This is a genomic window from Pseudomonas sp. NY15437, from assembly GCF_048068435.1.
GTDB classification, from domain to species: domain Bacteria; phylum Pseudomonadota; class Gammaproteobacteria; order Pseudomonadales; family Pseudomonadaceae; genus Pseudomonas; species Pseudomonas nitroreducens_B.
On sequence record NZ_JBLUQC010000010.1, the window covers coordinates 92,292 to 108,844 of the forward strand.

The 16,553-nt window shown below is 65.7% G+C and carries 17 protein-coding genes; 14 read left to right on the forward strand and 3 right to left on the reverse strand.

Annotated features, from left to right (window positions below):
- The first annotated feature begins 28 nt into the window (after positions 1 to 28).
- The 12 genes from fleN to ACNFIA_RS21610 all read left to right on the forward strand — a co-directional run bounded on the left by fleN (position 29) and on the right by ACNFIA_RS21610 (position 11,121).
- Positions 29 to 856, forward strand: a complete 828-nt coding sequence (gene fleN / locus ACNFIA_RS21555; RefSeq protein ID WP_017520297.1) for a flagellar synthesis regulator FleN — start codon at positions 29 to 31, stop codon at positions 854 to 856.
- Positions 853 to 1,602 (forward strand): RNA polymerase sigma factor FliA, encoded by a 750-nt coding sequence (gene fliA, locus ACNFIA_RS21560; protein ID WP_259756385.1) that lies wholly within the window; start codon positions 853 to 855, stop codon positions 1,600 to 1,602. Before fleN ends, fliA begins: the two co-directional genes overlap by 4 nt.
- 197 nt (positions 1,603 to 1,799) lie before the next feature.
- Positions 1,800 to 2,174 carry a chemotaxis response regulator CheY gene (locus ACNFIA_RS21565; protein WP_085988857.1) on the forward strand — a complete coding sequence of 125 codons (375 nt, stop codon included), beginning with the start codon at positions 1,800 to 1,802 and terminating at the stop codon, positions 2,172 to 2,174.
- Positions 2,175 to 2,193: 19 nt separating this feature from the next.
- Entirely contained in the window at positions 2,194 to 2,976 is a 783-nt protein-coding gene (locus ACNFIA_RS21570; protein ID WP_259756383.1) for a protein phosphatase CheZ, read from the forward strand.
- Between the two features lie 32 nt (positions 2,977 to 3,008).
- Positions 3,009 to 5,216 carry a chemotaxis protein CheA gene (locus tag ACNFIA_RS21575; protein ID WP_416788497.1) on the forward strand — a complete coding sequence of 736 codons (2,208 nt, stop codon included), beginning with the start codon at positions 3,009 to 3,011 and terminating at the stop codon, positions 5,214 to 5,216.
- A gap of 324 nt (positions 5,217 to 5,540) precedes the next feature.
- Positions 5,541 to 6,659, forward strand: coding sequence for a protein-glutamate methylesterase/protein-glutamine glutaminase (locus tag ACNFIA_RS21580; protein WP_416788499.1), 1,119 nt, complete (start codon positions 5,541 to 5,543; stop codon positions 6,657 to 6,659).
- Complete coding sequence (locus ACNFIA_RS21585) at positions 6,659 to 7,399, forward strand: flagellar motor protein (RefSeq protein WP_259756378.1); 741 nt, start codon at positions 6,659 to 6,661, stop codon at positions 7,397 to 7,399. The genes ACNFIA_RS21580 and ACNFIA_RS21585 overlap by 1 nt, the downstream gene beginning before the upstream one ends.
- 16 nt (positions 7,400 to 7,415) lie before the next feature.
- Positions 7,416 to 8,300: a flagellar motor protein MotD gene (motD, locus tag ACNFIA_RS21590; RefSeq protein WP_416788502.1), complete on the forward strand. Its 885-nt coding sequence runs from the start codon at positions 7,416 to 7,418 to the stop codon at positions 8,298 to 8,300.
- A 45-nt stretch (positions 8,301 to 8,345) separates the two neighbouring features.
- Positions 8,346 to 9,134: a ParA family protein gene (locus tag ACNFIA_RS21595; protein WP_259756375.1), complete on the forward strand. Its 789-nt coding sequence runs from the start codon at positions 8,346 to 8,348 to the stop codon at positions 9,132 to 9,134.
- A gap of 97 nt (positions 9,135 to 9,231) precedes the next feature.
- Positions 9,232 to 10,170, forward strand: a complete 939-nt coding sequence (locus ACNFIA_RS21600) for a CheW domain-containing protein (RefSeq protein WP_416788505.1) — start codon at positions 9,232 to 9,234, stop codon at positions 10,168 to 10,170.
- A 62-nt stretch (positions 10,171 to 10,232) separates the two neighbouring features.
- On the forward strand, positions 10,233 to 10,712 hold the full coding sequence (locus tag ACNFIA_RS21605; protein WP_015476565.1) for a chemotaxis protein CheW: 480 nt from the start codon (positions 10,233 to 10,235) through the stop codon (positions 10,710 to 10,712).
- Between the two features lies 1 nt (position 10,713).
- A complete protein-coding gene (locus ACNFIA_RS21610; protein ID WP_416788507.1) occupies positions 10,714 to 11,121 on the forward strand; it encodes a DUF2802 domain-containing protein in 408 nt (135 codons plus the stop codon).
- A gap of 62 nt (positions 11,122 to 11,183) precedes the next feature.
- Here ACNFIA_RS21610 and ACNFIA_RS21615 read toward each other — a convergent pair whose 3' ends face one another.
- Positions 11,184 to 12,599 (reverse strand): amino acid permease, encoded by a 1,416-nt coding sequence (locus tag ACNFIA_RS21615; RefSeq protein WP_416788509.1) that lies wholly within the window; start codon positions 12,597 to 12,599, stop codon positions 11,184 to 11,186.
- Positions 12,600 to 13,043: 444 nt separating this feature from the next.
- On the opposite strand from ACNFIA_RS21615, the gene ACNFIA_RS21620 reads away from it, so the two are divergent.
- Positions 13,044 to 13,541, forward strand: a complete 498-nt coding sequence (locus ACNFIA_RS21620; RefSeq protein ID WP_416788511.1) for a hypothetical protein — start codon at positions 13,044 to 13,046, stop codon at positions 13,539 to 13,541.
- Between the two features lie 4 nt (positions 13,542 to 13,545).
- Here ACNFIA_RS21620 and ACNFIA_RS21625 read toward each other — a convergent pair whose 3' ends face one another.
- Together ACNFIA_RS21625 and ACNFIA_RS21630 are read right to left on the reverse strand one after the other, a co-directional pair.
- Positions 13,546 to 13,887 carry an EscU/YscU/HrcU family type III secretion system export apparatus switch protein gene (locus ACNFIA_RS21625; protein WP_259756367.1) on the reverse strand — a complete coding sequence of 114 codons (342 nt, stop codon included), beginning with the start codon at positions 13,885 to 13,887 and terminating at the stop codon, positions 13,546 to 13,548.
- Complete coding sequence (locus ACNFIA_RS21630) at positions 13,884 to 15,506, reverse strand: flagellar hook-length control protein FliK (protein WP_416788513.1); 1,623 nt, start codon at positions 15,504 to 15,506, stop codon at positions 13,884 to 13,886. The genes ACNFIA_RS21625 and ACNFIA_RS21630 overlap by 4 nt, the downstream gene beginning before the upstream one ends.
- Before the next feature lie 300 nt (positions 15,507 to 15,806).
- On the opposite strand from ACNFIA_RS21630, the gene ACNFIA_RS21635 reads away from it, so the two are divergent.
- On the forward strand, positions 15,807 to 16,442 hold the full coding sequence (locus tag ACNFIA_RS21635) for a serine acetyltransferase (protein ID WP_259756363.1): 636 nt from the start codon (positions 15,807 to 15,809) through the stop codon (positions 16,440 to 16,442).
- Positions 16,443 to 16,553: the final 111 nt, after the last annotated feature.

Genomic DNA, 16,553 nt, shown 5'->3' on the forward strand with positions numbered 1-16,553 from the left:
CGGTCGAACGACGAGACAAGGTATTGATATGGGCATGCATCCCGTTCAGGTAATCGCAGTCACCGGTGGCAAGGGTGGCGTGGGCAAGACCAACGTGTCGGTGAACCTGTCGCTGGCGCTGGCCGACCTGGGTCGCCGCGTCATGCTGCTGGACGCCGACCTGGGCCTGGCCAACGTCGACGTGCTGCTGGGCCTGTCGCCCAAGCGCACGCTGGCCGACGTGATCGAAGGCGAATGCGACCTGCGTGACGTGATCCTCCAGGGCCCGGGCGGTATCCGCATCGTTCCGGCGGCCTCGGGCACCCAGAGCATGGTCCACCTCACGCCGATGCAGCACGCCGGCCTGATCCAGGCCTTCAGCGACATCAGCGACAACATCGACGTGCTGGTGGTGGACACCGCCGCCGGCATCGGCGACTCGGTGGTGAGCTTCGTCCGCGCCGCGCAGGAAGTGCTGCTGGTCGTTTGCGATGAACCCACGTCCATCACCGATGCCTATGCTTTGATCAAGCTGCTCAACCGCGACTACGGCATGACCCGTTTCCGCGTGCTGGCGAACATGGCGCACAGCCCCCAGGAGGGCCGCAACCTGTTCGCCAAGCTGACCAAGGTCACCGACCGCTTCCTCGACGTGGCCCTGCAGTACGTGGGCGCCATTCCCTACGACGAGTCGGTGCGCAAGGCGGTGCAGAAGCAGCGTTCGGTATATGAGGCGTTCCCGCGCAGCAAGGCGTCCCTGGCCTTCCGTGCGGTGGCGCAGAAGGTCGACAGCTGGCCGCTGCCGGCCAACCCTCGAGGGCACCTGGAGTTCTTCGTCGAGCGCCTGGTGCAACATCCCACGGGTTCGGCCGTATGACCGCGGCCTCCGGAGCGCGTATGTACAGCAAGGCGCAGGCGCACAACTCCCAGGAACTGCTGATCCAGAAGCATGCCCCGCTGGTGAAGCGTATCGCCTACCACCTGCTCGGCCGCCTGCCGGCCAGCGTGCAGGTGGAAGACCTGATGCAGGCCGGCATGATCGGCCTGCTGGAGGCAGCGAAGAAATACGACGCGGGCAAGGGCGCGAGCTTCGAGACCTACGCCGGCATCCGCATCCGCGGCGCCATGCTCGACGAGGTGCGCAAGGGCGACTGGGCCCCGCGTTCGGTGCACCGCAACACCCGCATGGTCAGCGACGCCATCCGCGCCGTCGAGGCGCGCACCGGACGCGACGCTAAAGATCAGGAGGTTGCTGCCGAACTCAATATGAGCCTCGAAGATTATTACGGCATCCTCAGCGACACCCAGGGCAGCCGTCTGTACAGCTTCGACGACATGTTGCAGGACGGCGAACAGAGTGGCGGCCTTGCCGAAGACGCATCGCACCACGACAACGAGCCGTCCCACGGGCTGGAGGACGAACGCTTCCAGGCGGCGCTGGCCGACGCCATCACCAAGCTGCCCGAGCGCGAGCGGCTGGTGCTGGCCCTGTACTACGACGAGGAACTCAACCTCAAGGAGATCGGCGAAGTACTGGGCGTCAGCGAATCCCGGGTCAGCCAGTTGCACAGCCAGTGCGCCGCGCGCTTGCGTTCGCGTCTGGCGGAGTGGCGCGCTCGCTGAGCATCGGGTAGTTTCGCGCCTGCTTGTTCCTAGCGAAAAGGCTGAAGGGATTTTCCTTAGGCAAGTTATAGGCTTACGAATTTTTTGGGTGACGTTCCCTTGACGCGCCCATGGCGAGAGCGCACGACGCTCGATGAATTGACGGCACGCCCGCCAGGGCGCGTTTGGTATCGATGGAGGCAGGTTTGGACAAGAACATGAAAATTCTCATCGTGGACGACTTTTCCACGATGAGGCGCATCATCAAGAACCTCCTGCGAGACCTGGGGTTCACCAACACCGCAGAGGCCGACGACGGCACCACTGCGCTGCCGATGCTGCACAGCGGCAACTTCGACTTCCTCGTTACCGACTGGAACATGCCCGGCATGACCGGTATCGACCTGCTCCGTGCGGTCCGCGCCGACGAGCGCCTCAAGCACCTGCCGGTGCTGATGGTCACCGCCGAAGCCAAGCGCGACCAGATCATCGAAGCGGCCCAGGCCGGGGTCAACGGCTATGTGGTCAAGCCTTTCACCGCTCAGGTGCTGAAAGAAAAGATCGAGAAGATTTTCGAGCGGGTCGGCAGCTGAGGCTGGCCAAGAGGGCGTCATGGATTTCAACGAATCCGCGGGTGACTTCGAGTCGACCCTGAAAAAACACGCGCGCGAATTGGTCGACTGCCTCGAGCAGGGCGACGTTCAGACCGCCGTGCAGCTGATCTCCGAGCTCAACCAGGCGCGTGATCGCGGGCTCTACCAGGAGGTAGGCAAGCTCACCCGCGAATTGCACAACGCCATCGTCAACTTCCAGATCGACCCCAACTCCCGGCACGCCGAGGAGATGTCGCAGATCGCCGATGCGACCGACCGCCTGTCCTATGTGGTGACGATGACCGAGAAAGCGGCCAATCGCACCATGGACCTGGTGGAGGAGTGCACCCCGGTGGTGATGCACATCGAGACCCAGGCCAAGGAGCTGCAGGAAGACTGGTCGCGCTTCATGCGCCGCGAGCTGGGCCCCGAGGCCTTCCGCGAGCTGGCCAAGCGCGTCGAGCAGTTCCTCTACATCAGCGCCCAGGACAGCCGCAAACTCTCCGCGCACCTGAACGACATCCTGCTGGCGCAGGACTTCCAGGACCTCACCGGGCAAGTGATCAAGCGCGTCACCAAGCTGGTGACCGAGGTCGAGTCGAACCTGGTGAAGCTGGTCTGGATGGCAGGGCAGGTCGATCGCTACGCCGGCATCGAGCATGACCACGACAGCATGCGCGACGCGGTGGAAAAAGAAAGATCGGCCAAGGGTGAAGGTCCGCAGATTGCTGCCGATACAAGAAAAGACGTCGTGTCCGGTCAGGACGATGTCGACGACCTGTTATCCAGCCTTGGTTTTTAAGCGTCCGCTGACGCTGTAGAGGGAGCACCCGAATGAGCTTCGACGCCGATGACGAGATCCTCCAGGACTTCCTGGTGGAGGCCGGCGAGATCCTCGAGCAACTGTCCGAGCAACTGGTCGAGCTGGAAAGCCGCCCGGATGACATGGACCTGCTCAATGCCATCTTCCGTGGGTTCCACACCGTCAAGGGTGGGGCGGGCTTCCTCCAGCTGAACGCGCTGGTGGAGTGCTGCCACATCGCCGAAAACGTCTTCGACATGCTGCGCAAGGGCGAACGCCGCGTGGATGCCGAGCTGATGGACGTGATGCTGCAGGCGCTGGATACCGTCAATGTGATGTTCCAGCAGGTGCGGGATGCGCAGGAGCCGACGCCGGCTACGCCCGAGCTGCTCGCTGCCCTGTCGCGCCTGGCCGACCCGGATGCCGCGCCGGCCGAAGCTCCGGCCGCCGAGCCCGTCGTCGAACCCGCGCCGGCGGCTGCGGCAGCCTATGGCGACATCACCGACGCCGAGTTCGAGCAACTGATGGATGCGCTCGAGCCCGCCGCCGAAGCGCCCGCGGCGCCCGTGGGTGCCGGTGGCGACGACATCACCGACGACGAATTCGAAGCGCTCCTCGACCAGTTGCACGGCAAGGGCCAGTTCAGCGCTGGCGCCAAGGAGCCGGCCAAGGCTGCTCCGGCGCCGGCCGCCGAAGCGCCGGCCGGTGGCGACGAGATCAGCGACGACGAGTTCGAAGCGCTGCTCGACCAGTTGCATGGCAAGGGCCAGTTCACCGGCGCCAAGGAGGAAACCCCGGCTCCCGCCGAAGCGGCTGCCGAGAAGAAAGCCGAGCAAGCGCCGGCACCTGGCGGCGACGACAACATCACCGACGACGAATTCGAGAAGCTGCTCGACGAGTTGCACGGCAAGGGCCAGTTCACCGGCGCGAAGGAAGAGCCAGCGGCGGCCAAGCCGGCGGCGCCAGCCCCCGCGCCCAAGCCTGCTGCGGCGCCGGCACCGGCTGCTGCGGCGGCCAAACCTGCCGCTGCCAAGCCTGCTGCCGCCGCGCCCGCCGAGAAGCCGGCCAGCGAAGCGGAAACCACCGTGCGCGTGGACACCGCCCGCCTGGATGAGATCATGAACATGGTCGGCGAACTGGTGCTGGTGCGTAACCGCCTGGTGCGGCTGGGCCTGAACAGCGGCGACGAGGCGATGGCCAAGGCCGTCTCCAACCTTGACGTGGTGACCGCCGACCTGCAGTCGTCGGTCATGAAGACCCGCATGCAGCCGATCAAGAAGGTCTTCGGCCGCTTCCCGCGCCAGGTCCGCGATCTGGCGCGCAACCTGAAGAAAGAGATCAACCTCGAGCTGATCGGCGAAGAGACCGACCTGGACAAGAACCTGGTCGAGGCCCTGGCCGACCCGCTGGTGCACCTGGTGCGCAACGCGGTCGACCACGGCATCGAAGGCCCCGACGAGCGAGAGGCCGCCGGCAAGTCGCGTTCGGGCAAGGTGGTGCTGTCCGCCGAACAGGAAGGCGACCACATCCTGCTGTCGATCTCCGACGACGGCAAAGGCATGGACCCGGACGTGCTGCGCGCCAAGGCGGTGGAGAAGGGCCTGCTGGACAAGGATGCGGCCGATCGCCTGTCCGAGTCCGACTGCTACAACCTGATCTTCGCCCCCGGCTTCTCGACCAAGACCGAGATCTCCGACGTCTCCGGCCGCGGTGTCGGCATGGACGTGGTGAAGACCAAGATTTCCCAGCTCAACGGGATCATCAACATCTACTCGACCAAGGGCCAGGGCTCGAAGATCGTCATCAAGGTCCCGCTGACCCTGGCGATCATGCCGACCCTGATGGTGATGCTGGGCAACCAGGCCTTCGCCTTCCCGCTGGTCAACGTCAACGAGATCTTCCACCTCGACCTGTCCAACACCAACGTGGTGGACGGCCAGGAAGTGGTGATTGTCCGCGACAAGGCCCTGCCGTTGTTCTACCTCAAGCGCTGGCTGGTGCCAGGTGCGCAGCATGACGAGCCGGGCGAGGGCCACGTGGTGATCCTCTCCGTGGGCACCCAGCGCATCGGCTTCGTGGTCGACCAGCTGGTGGGCCAGGAAGAGGTGGTGATCAAGCCGCTGGGCAAGATGCTGCAGGGCACGCCGGGCATGGCCGGGGCGACCATCACCGGGGACGGGCGCATCGCGCTGATCCTCGACGTGCCGAGCATGCTCAAGCGCTACGCCCGTCGTATCTGACAATAGGGTCAGATGACGATTCGCCACGGCCGCGACGGAACCACATTTTGCGCAGGCCAAGGCACGAGGAGATAGGTGTGGTTATTCCAAATGAGCCAGTAACGCAGCGCGGCGCAAAATGCGGCCCCGTCCCTTCGGGTTGCGCGGCAAATCACGCCATGCGTCGTTGCGGAACTCGACAAGGGAATGCCATCGCCGTCGTTCCGCGTCTAGCCTGGCGTGATTGGGCGCAGCAACGCGGCTCGCGCCGAATCGTCAACTGACTCTATGGGCGGGCCTCCTGGCGCGCCCGTGTGATGGAAGAAGTTTTTTTCAGGAGTGTCTATGGCTGTCAAAGTCCTGGTGGTGGACGATTCGGGGTTCTTCCGCCGCCGTGTCTCGGAGATTCTTTCGGGCGACCCGCAGATCCAGGTGGTCGGCACGGCCACCAACGGCCGCGAGGCGATCGATCAGGCGCTGGCGCTCAAGCCCGACGTGATCACCATGGACTACGAGATGCCGCTGATGGACGGCATTACCGCCGTGCGGACCATCATGCAGCGCTGCCCGACGCCGGTCCTGATGTTCTCCTCGCTGACCCACGAGGGCGCCCGGGTGACCCTGGACGCGCTGGACGCCGGCGCGGTGGATTACCTGCCGAAGAATTTCGAGGACATCTCGCGCAACCCGGACAAGGTCCGCCAGTTGCTCTGCGAGAAGGTCCACACCATCGCCAAGAGCAATCGTCGCTTCGCGTCCTACTCGTCGTATTCGTCGAGCCCGGCCGCGCCGGCTTCGACGTCTGCTGCCGGCACCGCGCGCCCGGCCGCTCCTGCTTCGCCGGGCGGCAGCCACGCGCCGGCCGCTCCGGCGCCGGCGACCTCCGCCGCCCCAAAGCGTAAGCCCTACCGGCTGGTAGCCATCGGCACGTCGACCGGTGGGCCGGTGGCGCTGCAGCGGGTCCTGACCCAGCTGCCTGCCAACTTCCCCGCGCCGCTGGTGCTGATCCAGCACATGCCGGCGGCCTTCACCAAGGCCTTCGCCGAACGCCTGGACAAGCTGTGCAAGATCACCGTCAAGGAAGCCGAGGATGGCGACCTGCTGCGTCCCGGCGTGGCCCTGCTGGCTCCCGGCGGCAAGCAGATGATGATCGACGCCCGCGGCGCGATCCGCATCCTCCCCGGTGACGAACGCCTGAACTACAAGCCCTGCGTGGACGTGACCTTCGGTTCCGCGTCCAAGGCCTACGGCGACAAGGTGCTGGCGGTGGTCCTCACCGGCATGGGCGCCGACGGCCGTGAAGGCGCGCGCATGCTCAAGCAGGGCGGCGCCCAGGTGTGGGCCCAGGATGAGGCCAGCTGCGTGATCTACGGCATGCCCATGGCGATCGCCAAGGCGGGTCTGGCCGACGCGGTGTACAGCCTGGACGACATCGGCCGGCACCTGACCGAGGCCTGCGGCTGATGGATGTCCTCAGCCTGGTCGGCCTGATCCTCGCGCTGGTTGCCATCATCGGTGGCAACTTCCTCGAGGGCGGGCACGTCGGTGCCCTGGCCAACGGCCCGGCGGCGCTGATCGTGGTGGGCGGCACCCTCGCCGCCGCGTTGCTGCAAACGCCGGTCGCGGTGCTCAAGCGCGCCGTGACCATGCTGCGCTGGATGGTCCTGCCGCCCAAGGTGGACCTGGTCGGCGGCATCAACCATGTAGTCGGCTGGAGCATGACGGCGCGCAAGGAAGGCCTGCTGGGCCTGGAAACCGTCGCCGACGCCGAGCGCGACCCCTACGCGCGCAAGGGCCTGCAACTGCTGGTGGACGGCACCGAGCCCGAAGCCATCCGCAGCATCCTCGAAGTCGACCTGTACAACCAGGAAAGTCGTGACCTGGCCGCCGCCAAGGTGTTCGAGGCCATGGGCGGCTACTCGCCGACCATCGGCATCATCGGCGCGGTGATGGGCCTGATCCACGTCATGGGCAACCTCGCCGACCCGAGCCAGCTGGGCAACGGCATCGCCGTCGCCTTCGTCGCCACCATCTATGGCGTGGGCCTGGCCAACCTGTTGCTGCTGCCCATTGGCCACAAGCTGAAAAGCATCGTGCTGCGCCAGTCCTGCTACCGCGAGATGCTCATGGAGGGGCTGCTGTCCATCGCCGAGGGCGAAAACCCGCGTTCCATCGAGCTGAAGCTGCAAGGCTTCGTGGGCTAAGAAGAAGGTGATGCGCATGCCTCGCCGCAGACGCCATGAAGAACACGAGAATCACGAACGCTGGCTGGTGTCCTACGCGGACTTCATCACCCTGCTGTTCGCCTTCTTCGTGGTGATGTACTCGATCTCCTCGATCAACGAGGGCAAGTACAAGATCCTCTCGGAAACCCTGACCGGCGTGTTCAATCAGCCCGACCGTTCGGTGCGCCCGATCCCGATTGGCGAGGAGCGCCCGCGCACCCAGCAACCGGACCAGTCGCTGACCGATCCGCAGGACGAAGGGCAGGCCCAGGGCAACCCGGACACCCTGCAGCAGATTACCCAGAGCGTGCGCGAGGCGTTTGGCGACCTGATCGCCACCGACCAGTTGTCGGTGCGCGGCAACGAGTTCTGGATCGAGATCACCCTCAATTCCAGCCTGCTGTTCCCCAGCGGCGATGCGGTGCCCAACGACGCGGCGTTCGCGATCATCGAGAAGGTCGCCAGGATTCTGGCGCCTTACCGCAACCCGGTGCACGTCGAGGGCTTCACCGACAACGTGCCGATCCATAATTCGCAGTACCCGACCAACTGGGAACTGTCCGCGGCCCGCGCCGCCAGCATCGTCCGCATGCTCGCCCAGGACGGCCTCGACGCCGGTCGGCTGGCGGCGGTGGGCTATGGTGAATTCCAGCCGGTGGCGGACAATGCCACGGCGGACGGCCGTGCACGCAACCGCCGGGTGGTATTGGTGATCTCCCGCAACCTGGAGGTGCGCCGCAGCATCAGCGGCGTGGGCAGCGGCAAGGCGCAGCCGGACCCGGCGTTGCGGCATGCTGGCACGCAATCTGCACCAGTGGTTGCCAGCGAGGCGCCCGGGAGTGGCGCCGTCAATTCTTCGTCATCGGCAGGGGCTGAATGATATGAACACCCTGAACCGAAACACGGCCTGCGGGGAGCCAGCACTATGAAAGTCTGGGCGGTAGCCAACCAGAAAGGTGGCGTCGGCAAGACCACATCGTCGATCGCCTTGGCGGGCCTGCTGGCGGACGCCGGCAAGCGCGTGCTGATCGTCGACCTGGACCCCCACGGTTCGATGACCAGCTACTTCGGCCATGATCCGGACACCCTGGAACACAGCGTGTTCGACCTGTTCCTGCACCAGGGCAACGTGCCCGAGGGGCTGCCGGCATCGCTGCTGCTGCCCACCAGCCACGAGAACATCCGCCTGCTGCCGTCGAGCACCGCGCTGGCCACCCTGGAGCGCCAGTCGCCGGGGCAGAACGGCCTGGGTCTTGTCATCGCCAAGAGCCTGGCGCAGCTGTGGAACGAGTTCGACCACGCGATCATCGACAGCCCGCCGCTGCTGGGCGTGCTGATGGTCAACGCCATGGCGGCCAGCCAGCACCTGGTCATCCCGGTGCAGACCGAGTTCCTCGCCCTCAAGGGCCTGGAGCGGATGGTCAACACCCTGAAGATGGTCAACCGCTCGCGCAAGCAGGCGCTGCCGTTCACCATCGTCCCGACCCTGTTCGACCGCCGTACCCAGGCCTCCCTGGGCACCCTGCGGGTGCTGCGCGACACCTACCCGGACACCCTCTGGCAGGCGTTCATCCCGGTGGATACCAAGCTGCGCGACGCCAGCCGCCAGGGCCTGGTGCCCTCGCGCAACGACGGCAACAGCCGTGGCGTGATCGCCTACCGCGCGCTGCTCAAGCATCTGCTGGCCCACGTGCCGGCAAGTCAGGTAGCGTGAGCATGCGGTGCTTGAACAAAAGAATCCGACGGATGCGCTCAAGAGCGGTGCGTCCGCTGCCGATAGGCTGGACAGTCACCTTGCGCGGTTATCCCTCATGAGTCGTTCCGCTACCGCCACGCGCCCCCAGCTTGCGCTGCAGTCCTACCTGGACGCACTGCTGCAGGAGGCCACGTTCGAAGACTTCGCCCCGGAACCGGTGGCGCAGCCCGTTGCCGCGCCCGTTGCGCCGGTCGCCCCGGTGGCGCTGGTGGTCAGCGAGCCGCTCGCACCGCTCACCGCCGAGCCCCAGGCTGCGGTGGTGCAGACGGCGGATACCAGCGTCAGCCTCGACGAATTCGAGGCGGCGGTGCTGGAGGAGCAGGTCCGCGATGCGCGCCTGAGCGTTTCGGCCCGGGCGCCCGTCGCCGAGCTGCGCGCCCCCGCACCGATGGCCCCGGCCAGCGACGCGCCAACCACCGCCGCACCGGTTGCCGATGAACCGCCGGCGCAGCTGGGCCAGGTCATCGACCTGCACCAGCCGGGCAGCGCCGAGCTGCCCGCCGCGCCGCTGAAGCTGCTCGACGACGGCCGCCCGGTATGGGCCGCCGAGCCGTTCGAGTGCCTGTTGTTCGACGTCGCCGGGCTGACCCTGGCGGTGCCGCTGGTGTGCCTGGGCTCGATCTATCCGCTGGCGGGGCACGACCTGACCCCGCTGTTCGGCCAGCCGGACTGGTTCCTGGGCATCCTGCCCGGGCAGAACGGCAACCTGAAGGTGCTCGACACCGCGCGCTGGGTGATGCCCGAGCGCTACCGGGACGACTACCGCGAAGGGCTGCAATACGTGATTTCCGTGCAGGGCTACGAGTGGGGGCTGGCGGTGCACCAGGTCAGCCGCTCGGTGCGCCTGGACCCGTCCGAGGTGAAGTGGCGCAGCCAGCGCCAGCAGCGCCCGTGGCTGGCCGGCACGGTGATCGACCAGATGTGCGCGCTGCTGGATGTCTCCGCCCTGGCCGAACTGATCGCCAGCGGCGCGGCCAAGCGCCTGCAGCACTAACCCAATACGACAGAAAACCTCCGCGCCGCAGGCGGCGTGGAAACCAGAAGAGGCGAGGGGATATGAAGAAAACGTCAGCGCAAGGTGCCGAAGATCCGATTCTGCAGTGGGTCACCTTCCGCCTGGACAACGAGACCTACGGCATCAACGTGATGCAGGTCCAGGAAGTGCTGCGCTACACCGAGATCGCGCCGGTCCCGGGTGCCCCGAGCTACGTGCTGGGCATCATCAACCTGCGCGGCAACGTGGTCACCGTGATCGACACCCGCCAGCGCTTCGGCCTGGACCCGGCGCCGGTTTCGGACAACACCCGCATCGTCATCATCGAAGCCGACAAGCAGGTGGTGGGCATCCTGGTCGACAGCGTCGCCGAGGTCGTCTACCTGCGCCAGTCCGAGATCGAGACCGCGCCGAACGTCGGTAACGAGGAATCGGCCAAGTTCATCCAGGGCGTCTGCAACAAGAACGGCGAGCTGCTGATCCTGGTCGAGCTGGACAAGATGATGACCGAGGAAGAGTGGTCGGAGCTGGAGAGCATCTGAGGTGCTGATTGCACTGGTGGTGCTCGCGGTCGCCTGCGTCGCCCTTGCCGGCGCCTGCGTCTGGCTGTCCGGCCGGCAGCGCGCCCAGCAAGCCCAGGCGGTGGAGCTGGCCAAGCAATTGGCGGTGTTCGAGCAGCGCCTGAAAGAGCAGGGCAAGCGCATCGAGTCATACCAGCAGATCAACGTCCGCATGGGCGAGGAACTGCGCGAGCTGAGCAAGCAGGTCGCGCCGCTGCCCGAGCGCCTGGTGCGCATCGAGCAGCGCGACCCCACCAGCCTGTCCTTCAGCCAGGCCGCGCGCCTGGTCGGCATGGGCGCCAGCCCGGAAGACCTGACCCAGAGCTGCGGCCTGTCCCAGGCCGAGGCCGAGCTGGTCGCCCGGCTGCATCAAGGCAAGGCGCGCGACTAGCAAGCGCCGCCCCGACGAAACGAGGCCCCGGACGTGGGGCCTCGCATTCATCCGGCAGGTCTTCAGCCTCTGCGGTTTTTCGTACCGATATCGAAGCGCTGCGCAATCAGCCCCATGGTCACGATCACTGCCGCCAGCAGCAGCGTGTAGACCACTTCGTAGAAATAGGTGCCTTCCCACACCATGACGATGAAGGCGCCGATGATGAAGGCGATCACCCCGTAGGTCAGCCAGGGGAACAGCCAGACCTTGAGCTTGATCTCCCGGCCTTCGGCCTCCAGCTTGCGGCGCATCCTCAATTGCGAGAAGGCAATGGCGAGGTAGACCAGCAGGGCGATGGTCCCGGTGGCCTGCATCAGCACGTCGTAGACGTCCATCCATTGCATGGCGGTGAGGAAAATCGCCACCAGCGCGAAGAGGCTGGAAATCAGCACGCCCACGTATGGCGTGCCGGTGCGCCGGCCGGTGGTCTGCATGATGCGATGGGCGTCGCCACGGCGAGCCAGGGAATAGAGCATGCGCGACGCGGTGTAGAGCGCCGAGTTGAAGCAGCTGCACACCGAGGTCAGTACCACGAAGTTGACGATCAGGCCGGTGTAGGGAATGCCCAGCGCGTCCAGGGTGACACGGTACGAACCCCAGGTCGGGTCGCCCAGGTGCGGGTGGTTCCACGGCACCAGGGCGACCACGATGAAGATCGAGCCGATGTAGAACAGGCAGATCCGCCAGACCACCGACTTGGTGGTGCGGATGATCGCCTTGTCGGGATTGGCCGACTCGGCGGCGGCCACCGTGACGATCTCCGCGCCGAGAAAGGCGAACATCACGCCAAGCAGGGCGACCACCACCGATTTGCCGCCGTTGGGCATGAAGCCGCCGTTGGCGGTCAGGTTCGACCAGCCGCCGGTGCTGCCCCACGGCCACAGGTGGGCGATCGCCAGGCCGCCGATGATGATGAAGATGACGATGGCGACCACCTTGATCAGGGCGAACCAGAACTCGAACTCGCCATAGCTGCGCACGTTCATGAAGTTCACCACGATCAGCGACAGCGTGACGATCAGCGCGAAGCCCCAGCCGGGGATCATCGGGAACCAGCTGTTGAGGATGTTGCCGGCGACGAAGGCTTCCCAGCCCATCAGCAAGGCCCAGAAGTACCAGTACAACCAGCCGATGGTGAAGCCGGCCCAGCGCCCGATGGCGCGGTCGGCATAGGTGGAGAAGGAGCCGGTGTCCGGCTGGGCGACCGCCATCTCGCCGAGCATCCGCATCACCAGCACCACCAGGATGCCGCCGCCCAGGTAGGCCAGCACGGCCGCGGGCCCCGCCAGGGCGATGGTTTTACCGGAACCGACGAAGAGTGCCGCGCCGATGACGCCGGCGATGGACATCATGGTCAAGTGGCGGGATTTCAGTCCGCCCCTGAGTTCGTTGTGGTGAGGCGTGTTGCCTGCTTCATGCGTGCTGCTCACGATCAAACTTCCTTGCCGACAAATGACGATACGAACGGATGGAAGGGGAAATCCGTACGGGTTTCCCTGGGCCTGACCACGCGGATGGACAGGTCGCGTTCGATGAACGAGGGAACTCATAGGAACCTGGGTGTTTAACCCGCGTTCCCCATTCCTTCATCCGTTTCTCAAGTGGCGGCGCGGCTTCTTGTGCAAAGAATGAACGGGTTGGACATTTGCCGCTGCCCCGCCTGGCCGCGCTCGCGGCCCGCCGGTGGCGCGCGGCCGAGATGACTCGAACAGGCAGCAAAGGGGCTCAACAAAGCGATGCCCGCGGCGCAATGTCGGAAACCGGCCGTCGGGAAATCTTATAAGTAGGATTTCCACTACAGCGGATTAGGACTCGTCTGATAAGAAGGGCGTCAATTCGTCGCTACATTGGCCCCATCAACTGTTATCGAGGCCATCGAAATGGCGACGATTTCCCATCGGGCGATGGTGCTGTGCTCGAATCCCGGCCGGCTCCTGAACTACAGCGTGCTGCTCAACCGCCTGGAGTTCTACCACCTGAGCCTGTGCCTGAACCTGGACGAAGTGCGCAAGGCGCTTGCCACCCGGCAGCGCTACGGGCTGTTCATCCACGATGACTTCCGCCCCGGCCCCAGCGAATTGTTGAGCCTCAAGGCGCTGAGCCAGAGCAATACCTTCCGCCAGTTCCTGCTGGTGGGGCACTACAGCGCCGAGGAAAAGCGCGGGCTGATGCAATGGGCCTGGGCCAACCGCGTGCCGCTGCTGGACGTGCTGGACAAGCCGTTGTCCCTGGCGCAGCTGCGGGAAGTGACCAGCAGCATGGTGCTCTACCACAGCGAGGACGAGCAGCCGATTCGCAGGTCGGTGGGGGAATTCCGCGACTTCGCGCCGGTCGGCGACTCGGCGCCGGCCCGCACCGGCTGCGCCTGCCGTTCCTGAGGCGTCAGCGACGCCGCGAGGCCGGGCCTTCCAGCAAGAGCGGCATTGCATCCGGCGCAGCGCCCGGGTTGTCATTCAACGGACTCTTGCCCTTGAGGTACCAGGCGAAGGCGATGATCTCCGCGATGGTGCGGTAGAGCGCCTCGGGTATCGCATCGCCCAGTTCCAGCCGTGCCAGCAGGCGCACCAGTTCGCCGTTCTCGTAGATCGGCACTTCGTGGTGACGGGCGATGGCGAGGATGGTTTCCGCCAGCTCGTCGTCGCCCTTGGCGGTCAGCGTCGGCGCGCTCTGACCGTCGTAGTTGAGGGCGATAGCCTGGCGTGGCGCTTTCCTGGCTTTTTTCATGCGGTCTCATCCACCCAGCGCTGCTCCACAGCCGTGCGCGTGCCCTGCGGCGGCTTGCCCTGGCGACAGCTCAGTTCACCCACCGTCAGCCCGGCGTCATTCAGCCGCTGGCGCAGCGTGCCCAGCTCGCCGTCGATCAGGCTGGCGGTGCTGGCGCGCTCGGCCCACAGCTGGGTGCCGATGCTGCCGTGGGCGAGGGTGGCCTGGACTTGCAGCGGGCCGAGGCTGTCCAGGTCGAAGGCGAGGTCGACGCGCCAGAGCATCTCGCGCGGCGGCTGGTCCCGGTCCTTGCCCTGGGAGTCCTTTTCCTCCTGCTGGATACGCACCTGGATCGGCACCAGCTGCTGCTGATGGCGCAGGGGAATTTCCAGCTGCCAGGTGTTCAGTACCGTGCCGTCGGGCAGCACGTCGCTCTGTGCCAGGCTGCCCAACTGGTGGGTCTGCAGGCGGGCGACGGCGGCGGCGGCGAGCTTGAGCAGCGATTCGAGGTCGCCTTCCTCCTCCAATTCATTGGCCAGGCGGCTGGGCAGCGGGAAGCTGACCGGGGCTGGCGCACGGCCGCTGCTCTGCCCGATCACGCCCAGCGCGTTGCGCACGAAGGCCGGCATGGCCTGGGCCAGGTTGTTGGCTCCGGCCAGGGCGGTACCCGGCAGGTTGCTCAGTACCGCAGCCGCGGTGCCGCCCTGAACGGCCGGCAGCAGTTGAGCGATCAGCCGCAGCAGGTTGGCCTTGAGGTCCTGCGGCAGGGCCTCCACGCCGCGCAGCAATTGCCCTTCGAGGAACACCCCGCTCTGCTGGAAGGCCTGGGCCACGCCCTTGGCATCGCTGAGTTGACGCACGTCGGGCAGGGCGCCAAGCAGCTTGTCCACCGCCTGGCGCAATTCCGGGCTGGCGTCCTGGGCCGCGTTGGGATTGCTGGTCACGCCCTGTAGCGCCTTGAACAGGCCGTCCAGCGGGCCCTGACGGCTCTGCTGGACGCCGAGCTGCAGGCTCAGGTCGAGTTGCTCCAGGCGCGCGTTCATCGGCAGGAATTGCAAGGCTTGTTGATCCTGCACCCGAGCGCTGAGCAGGCTGTTGAGGGGCAGCGGGTTGGGCGATTCGAGGCTCAGCTGGCGCCCGGCCAGCGGGGTGTTGAGCAGGGTGACCAGCACCTTGTAGACCACCTGTTCGGCCTTGCCCAGGGCGATGGCCTGGCTGGCATCCACCTTGCCCTGGATCAGCGTGCCCACCGGCAACACGTCGAGGTCGAGGCTGCCCAGCGGCGCCTGGCTGGTCCCGGCCAGCCCCAGTGAGCCGAGGCTCGGTTGCGTCAGCAAGGTGGCGGCAAGGCTGGTCGGGTTCATCGTCGACAGCTGCAGGGTGCTGCCCTTGGGCAGCGCCTGGGGACTTTCCGCCACCACCAGGGCCTGTTGGCCGCCGGCCATCGTCAGGCGCAGCAGCAACTGGAAATTCACCTGCCCCTCGCGCACCGCCAGCACCTCGGCATGCGCCTTGTCCCCCGGCGGCAGCAGGTCGCCCAGGCTCTGCGCGAGCTTGAGCGTCAACTCGGCAGCATTCTGCGAGCTGCGCAGCGTCGGCGTGGGCGGTAGCGGGCGGGAAACGCCAATTTCGCTCGGCATCGAAGACCTGTAGGCGGAGTGACGGGTTTACGCCCAGTGTATCGGCGGCGATGCCCGGCACTTTAGACCGTTCGGCCGACGGCGGCGCTCGCGGATTCCTTAAGAGAGGTTTAAGGATCCATTGGCACAATGACAGCATCGGCCTTCGGCCAAGTGCCGCAAATCCCGGTGTGGCAAGGACTTACGCGATTATTGCCTCTTGGCGAACGCAGCGTTGTTTTGTGCCGATGGGCGGTATCAGAGTAATATTGCGTTTTCATTGCCGCAGGGACCGCAGGCTGAATCAAGTGGAATGCAGTAATGACCTTCGCGGAATTGAAACGACTGTGGCGGATCGAGATCCTGGGGGGCGAGGAAAGCCGCTTCAGCTGGACTCGGCTTCATCGTCGCTGCCGGCAGCGCGCCCGGTATCGTTACATGTTCTGGTTCCGCGTCGCCCAATACCTGCACTCCAGCCCCAGCGCCTTCTGGCAGAAGCGCGCCATGCGCCTGGGTGATCGCCTCGCCGAGCGCTTCGGTATCGAGATTCCGATTACCATCCCGGTGGGTGAGGGGCTTTACATCCCTCACCTGGTTGGCATCGTAATCACCCGCAAGGCGGTGATCGGCAAGAATTTCAGCATCTTCCAGAACACCACCATCGGCCAGAAGAACGATGGCAGTGCGCCGATCCTCATCGGCGACAACGTCAGCCTCGGTGCCAATGTCTGCATCATCGGCGACGGCCTCCACATCGGTGACAACGTGTCGGTTGGTGCCTCGGCCTTTGTCAACCGGGATATCCCGGCCAACCACTCCTATATCTCGCGGCATACTCATAGTCTGATCAAGCAGCAGGAAACGTCGCCGATCAGCACCATCCATACCCGTCGTGCCCGCGACGAAGAGGCGCAGCCGGACGATCATGACAGCCCAGGGGCCCGCCGCAGGGCCTGAGGCGCGTTACACCCTGTCGAAAAACCTGACGTCGGGCGTAGGAACGGCTGTGTATAATGCGCCGCCCGCGGCCGTGCTTGGCGGCCTGGCGGGTTTGGCCGCTTTTTTGCA

Bases quoted from the DNA above. Each gene is read 5' to 3' on its own strand.
- fliA (WP_259756385.1), top strand. From the start codon at position 853: ATGACCGCGGCCTCCGGAGCGCGTATGTACAGCAAGGCGCAGGCGCAC.
- fleN (WP_017520297.1), top strand. From the start codon at position 29: ATGGGCATGCATCCCGTTCAGGTAATCGCAGTCACCGGTGGCAAGGGT.
- ACNFIA_RS21585 (WP_259756378.1), top strand. From the start codon at position 6,659: ATGGATGTCCTCAGCCTGGTCGGCCTGATCCTCGCGCTGGTTGCCATC.
- ACNFIA_RS21635 (WP_259756363.1), top strand. From the start codon at position 15,807: ATGACCTTCGCGGAATTGAAACGACTGTGGCGGATCGAGATCCTGGGG.
- ACNFIA_RS21570 (WP_259756383.1), top strand. From the start codon at position 2,194: ATGGATTTCAACGAATCCGCGGGTGACTTCGAGTCGACCCTGAAAAAA.
- ACNFIA_RS21595 (WP_259756375.1), top strand. From the start codon at position 8,346: ATGAAAGTCTGGGCGGTAGCCAACCAGAAAGGTGGCGTCGGCAAGACC.
- ACNFIA_RS21625 (WP_259756367.1), bottom strand. From the start codon at position 13,887: ATGAAAAAAGCCAGGAAAGCGCCACGCCAGGCTATCGCCCTCAACTAC.
- ACNFIA_RS21565 (WP_085988857.1), top strand. From the start codon at position 1,800: ATGAAAATTCTCATCGTGGACGACTTTTCCACGATGAGGCGCATCATC.
- motD (WP_416788502.1), top strand. From the start codon at position 7,416: ATGCCTCGCCGCAGACGCCATGAAGAACACGAGAATCACGAACGCTGG.
- ACNFIA_RS21575 (WP_416788497.1), top strand. From the start codon at position 3,009: ATGAGCTTCGACGCCGATGACGAGATCCTCCAGGACTTCCTGGTGGAG.
- ACNFIA_RS21600 (WP_416788505.1), top strand. From the start codon at position 9,232: ATGAGTCGTTCCGCTACCGCCACGCGCCCCCAGCTTGCGCTGCAGTCC.
- ACNFIA_RS21605 (WP_015476565.1), top strand. From the start codon at position 10,233: ATGAAGAAAACGTCAGCGCAAGGTGCCGAAGATCCGATTCTGCAGTGG.
- ACNFIA_RS21580 (WP_416788499.1), top strand. From the start codon at position 5,541: ATGGCTGTCAAAGTCCTGGTGGTGGACGATTCGGGGTTCTTCCGCCGC.
- ACNFIA_RS21620 (WP_416788511.1), top strand. From the start codon at position 13,044: ATGGCGACGATTTCCCATCGGGCGATGGTGCTGTGCTCGAATCCCGGC.
- ACNFIA_RS21630 (WP_416788513.1), bottom strand. From the start codon at position 15,506: ATGCCGAGCGAAATTGGCGTTTCCCGCCCGCTACCGCCCACGCCGACG.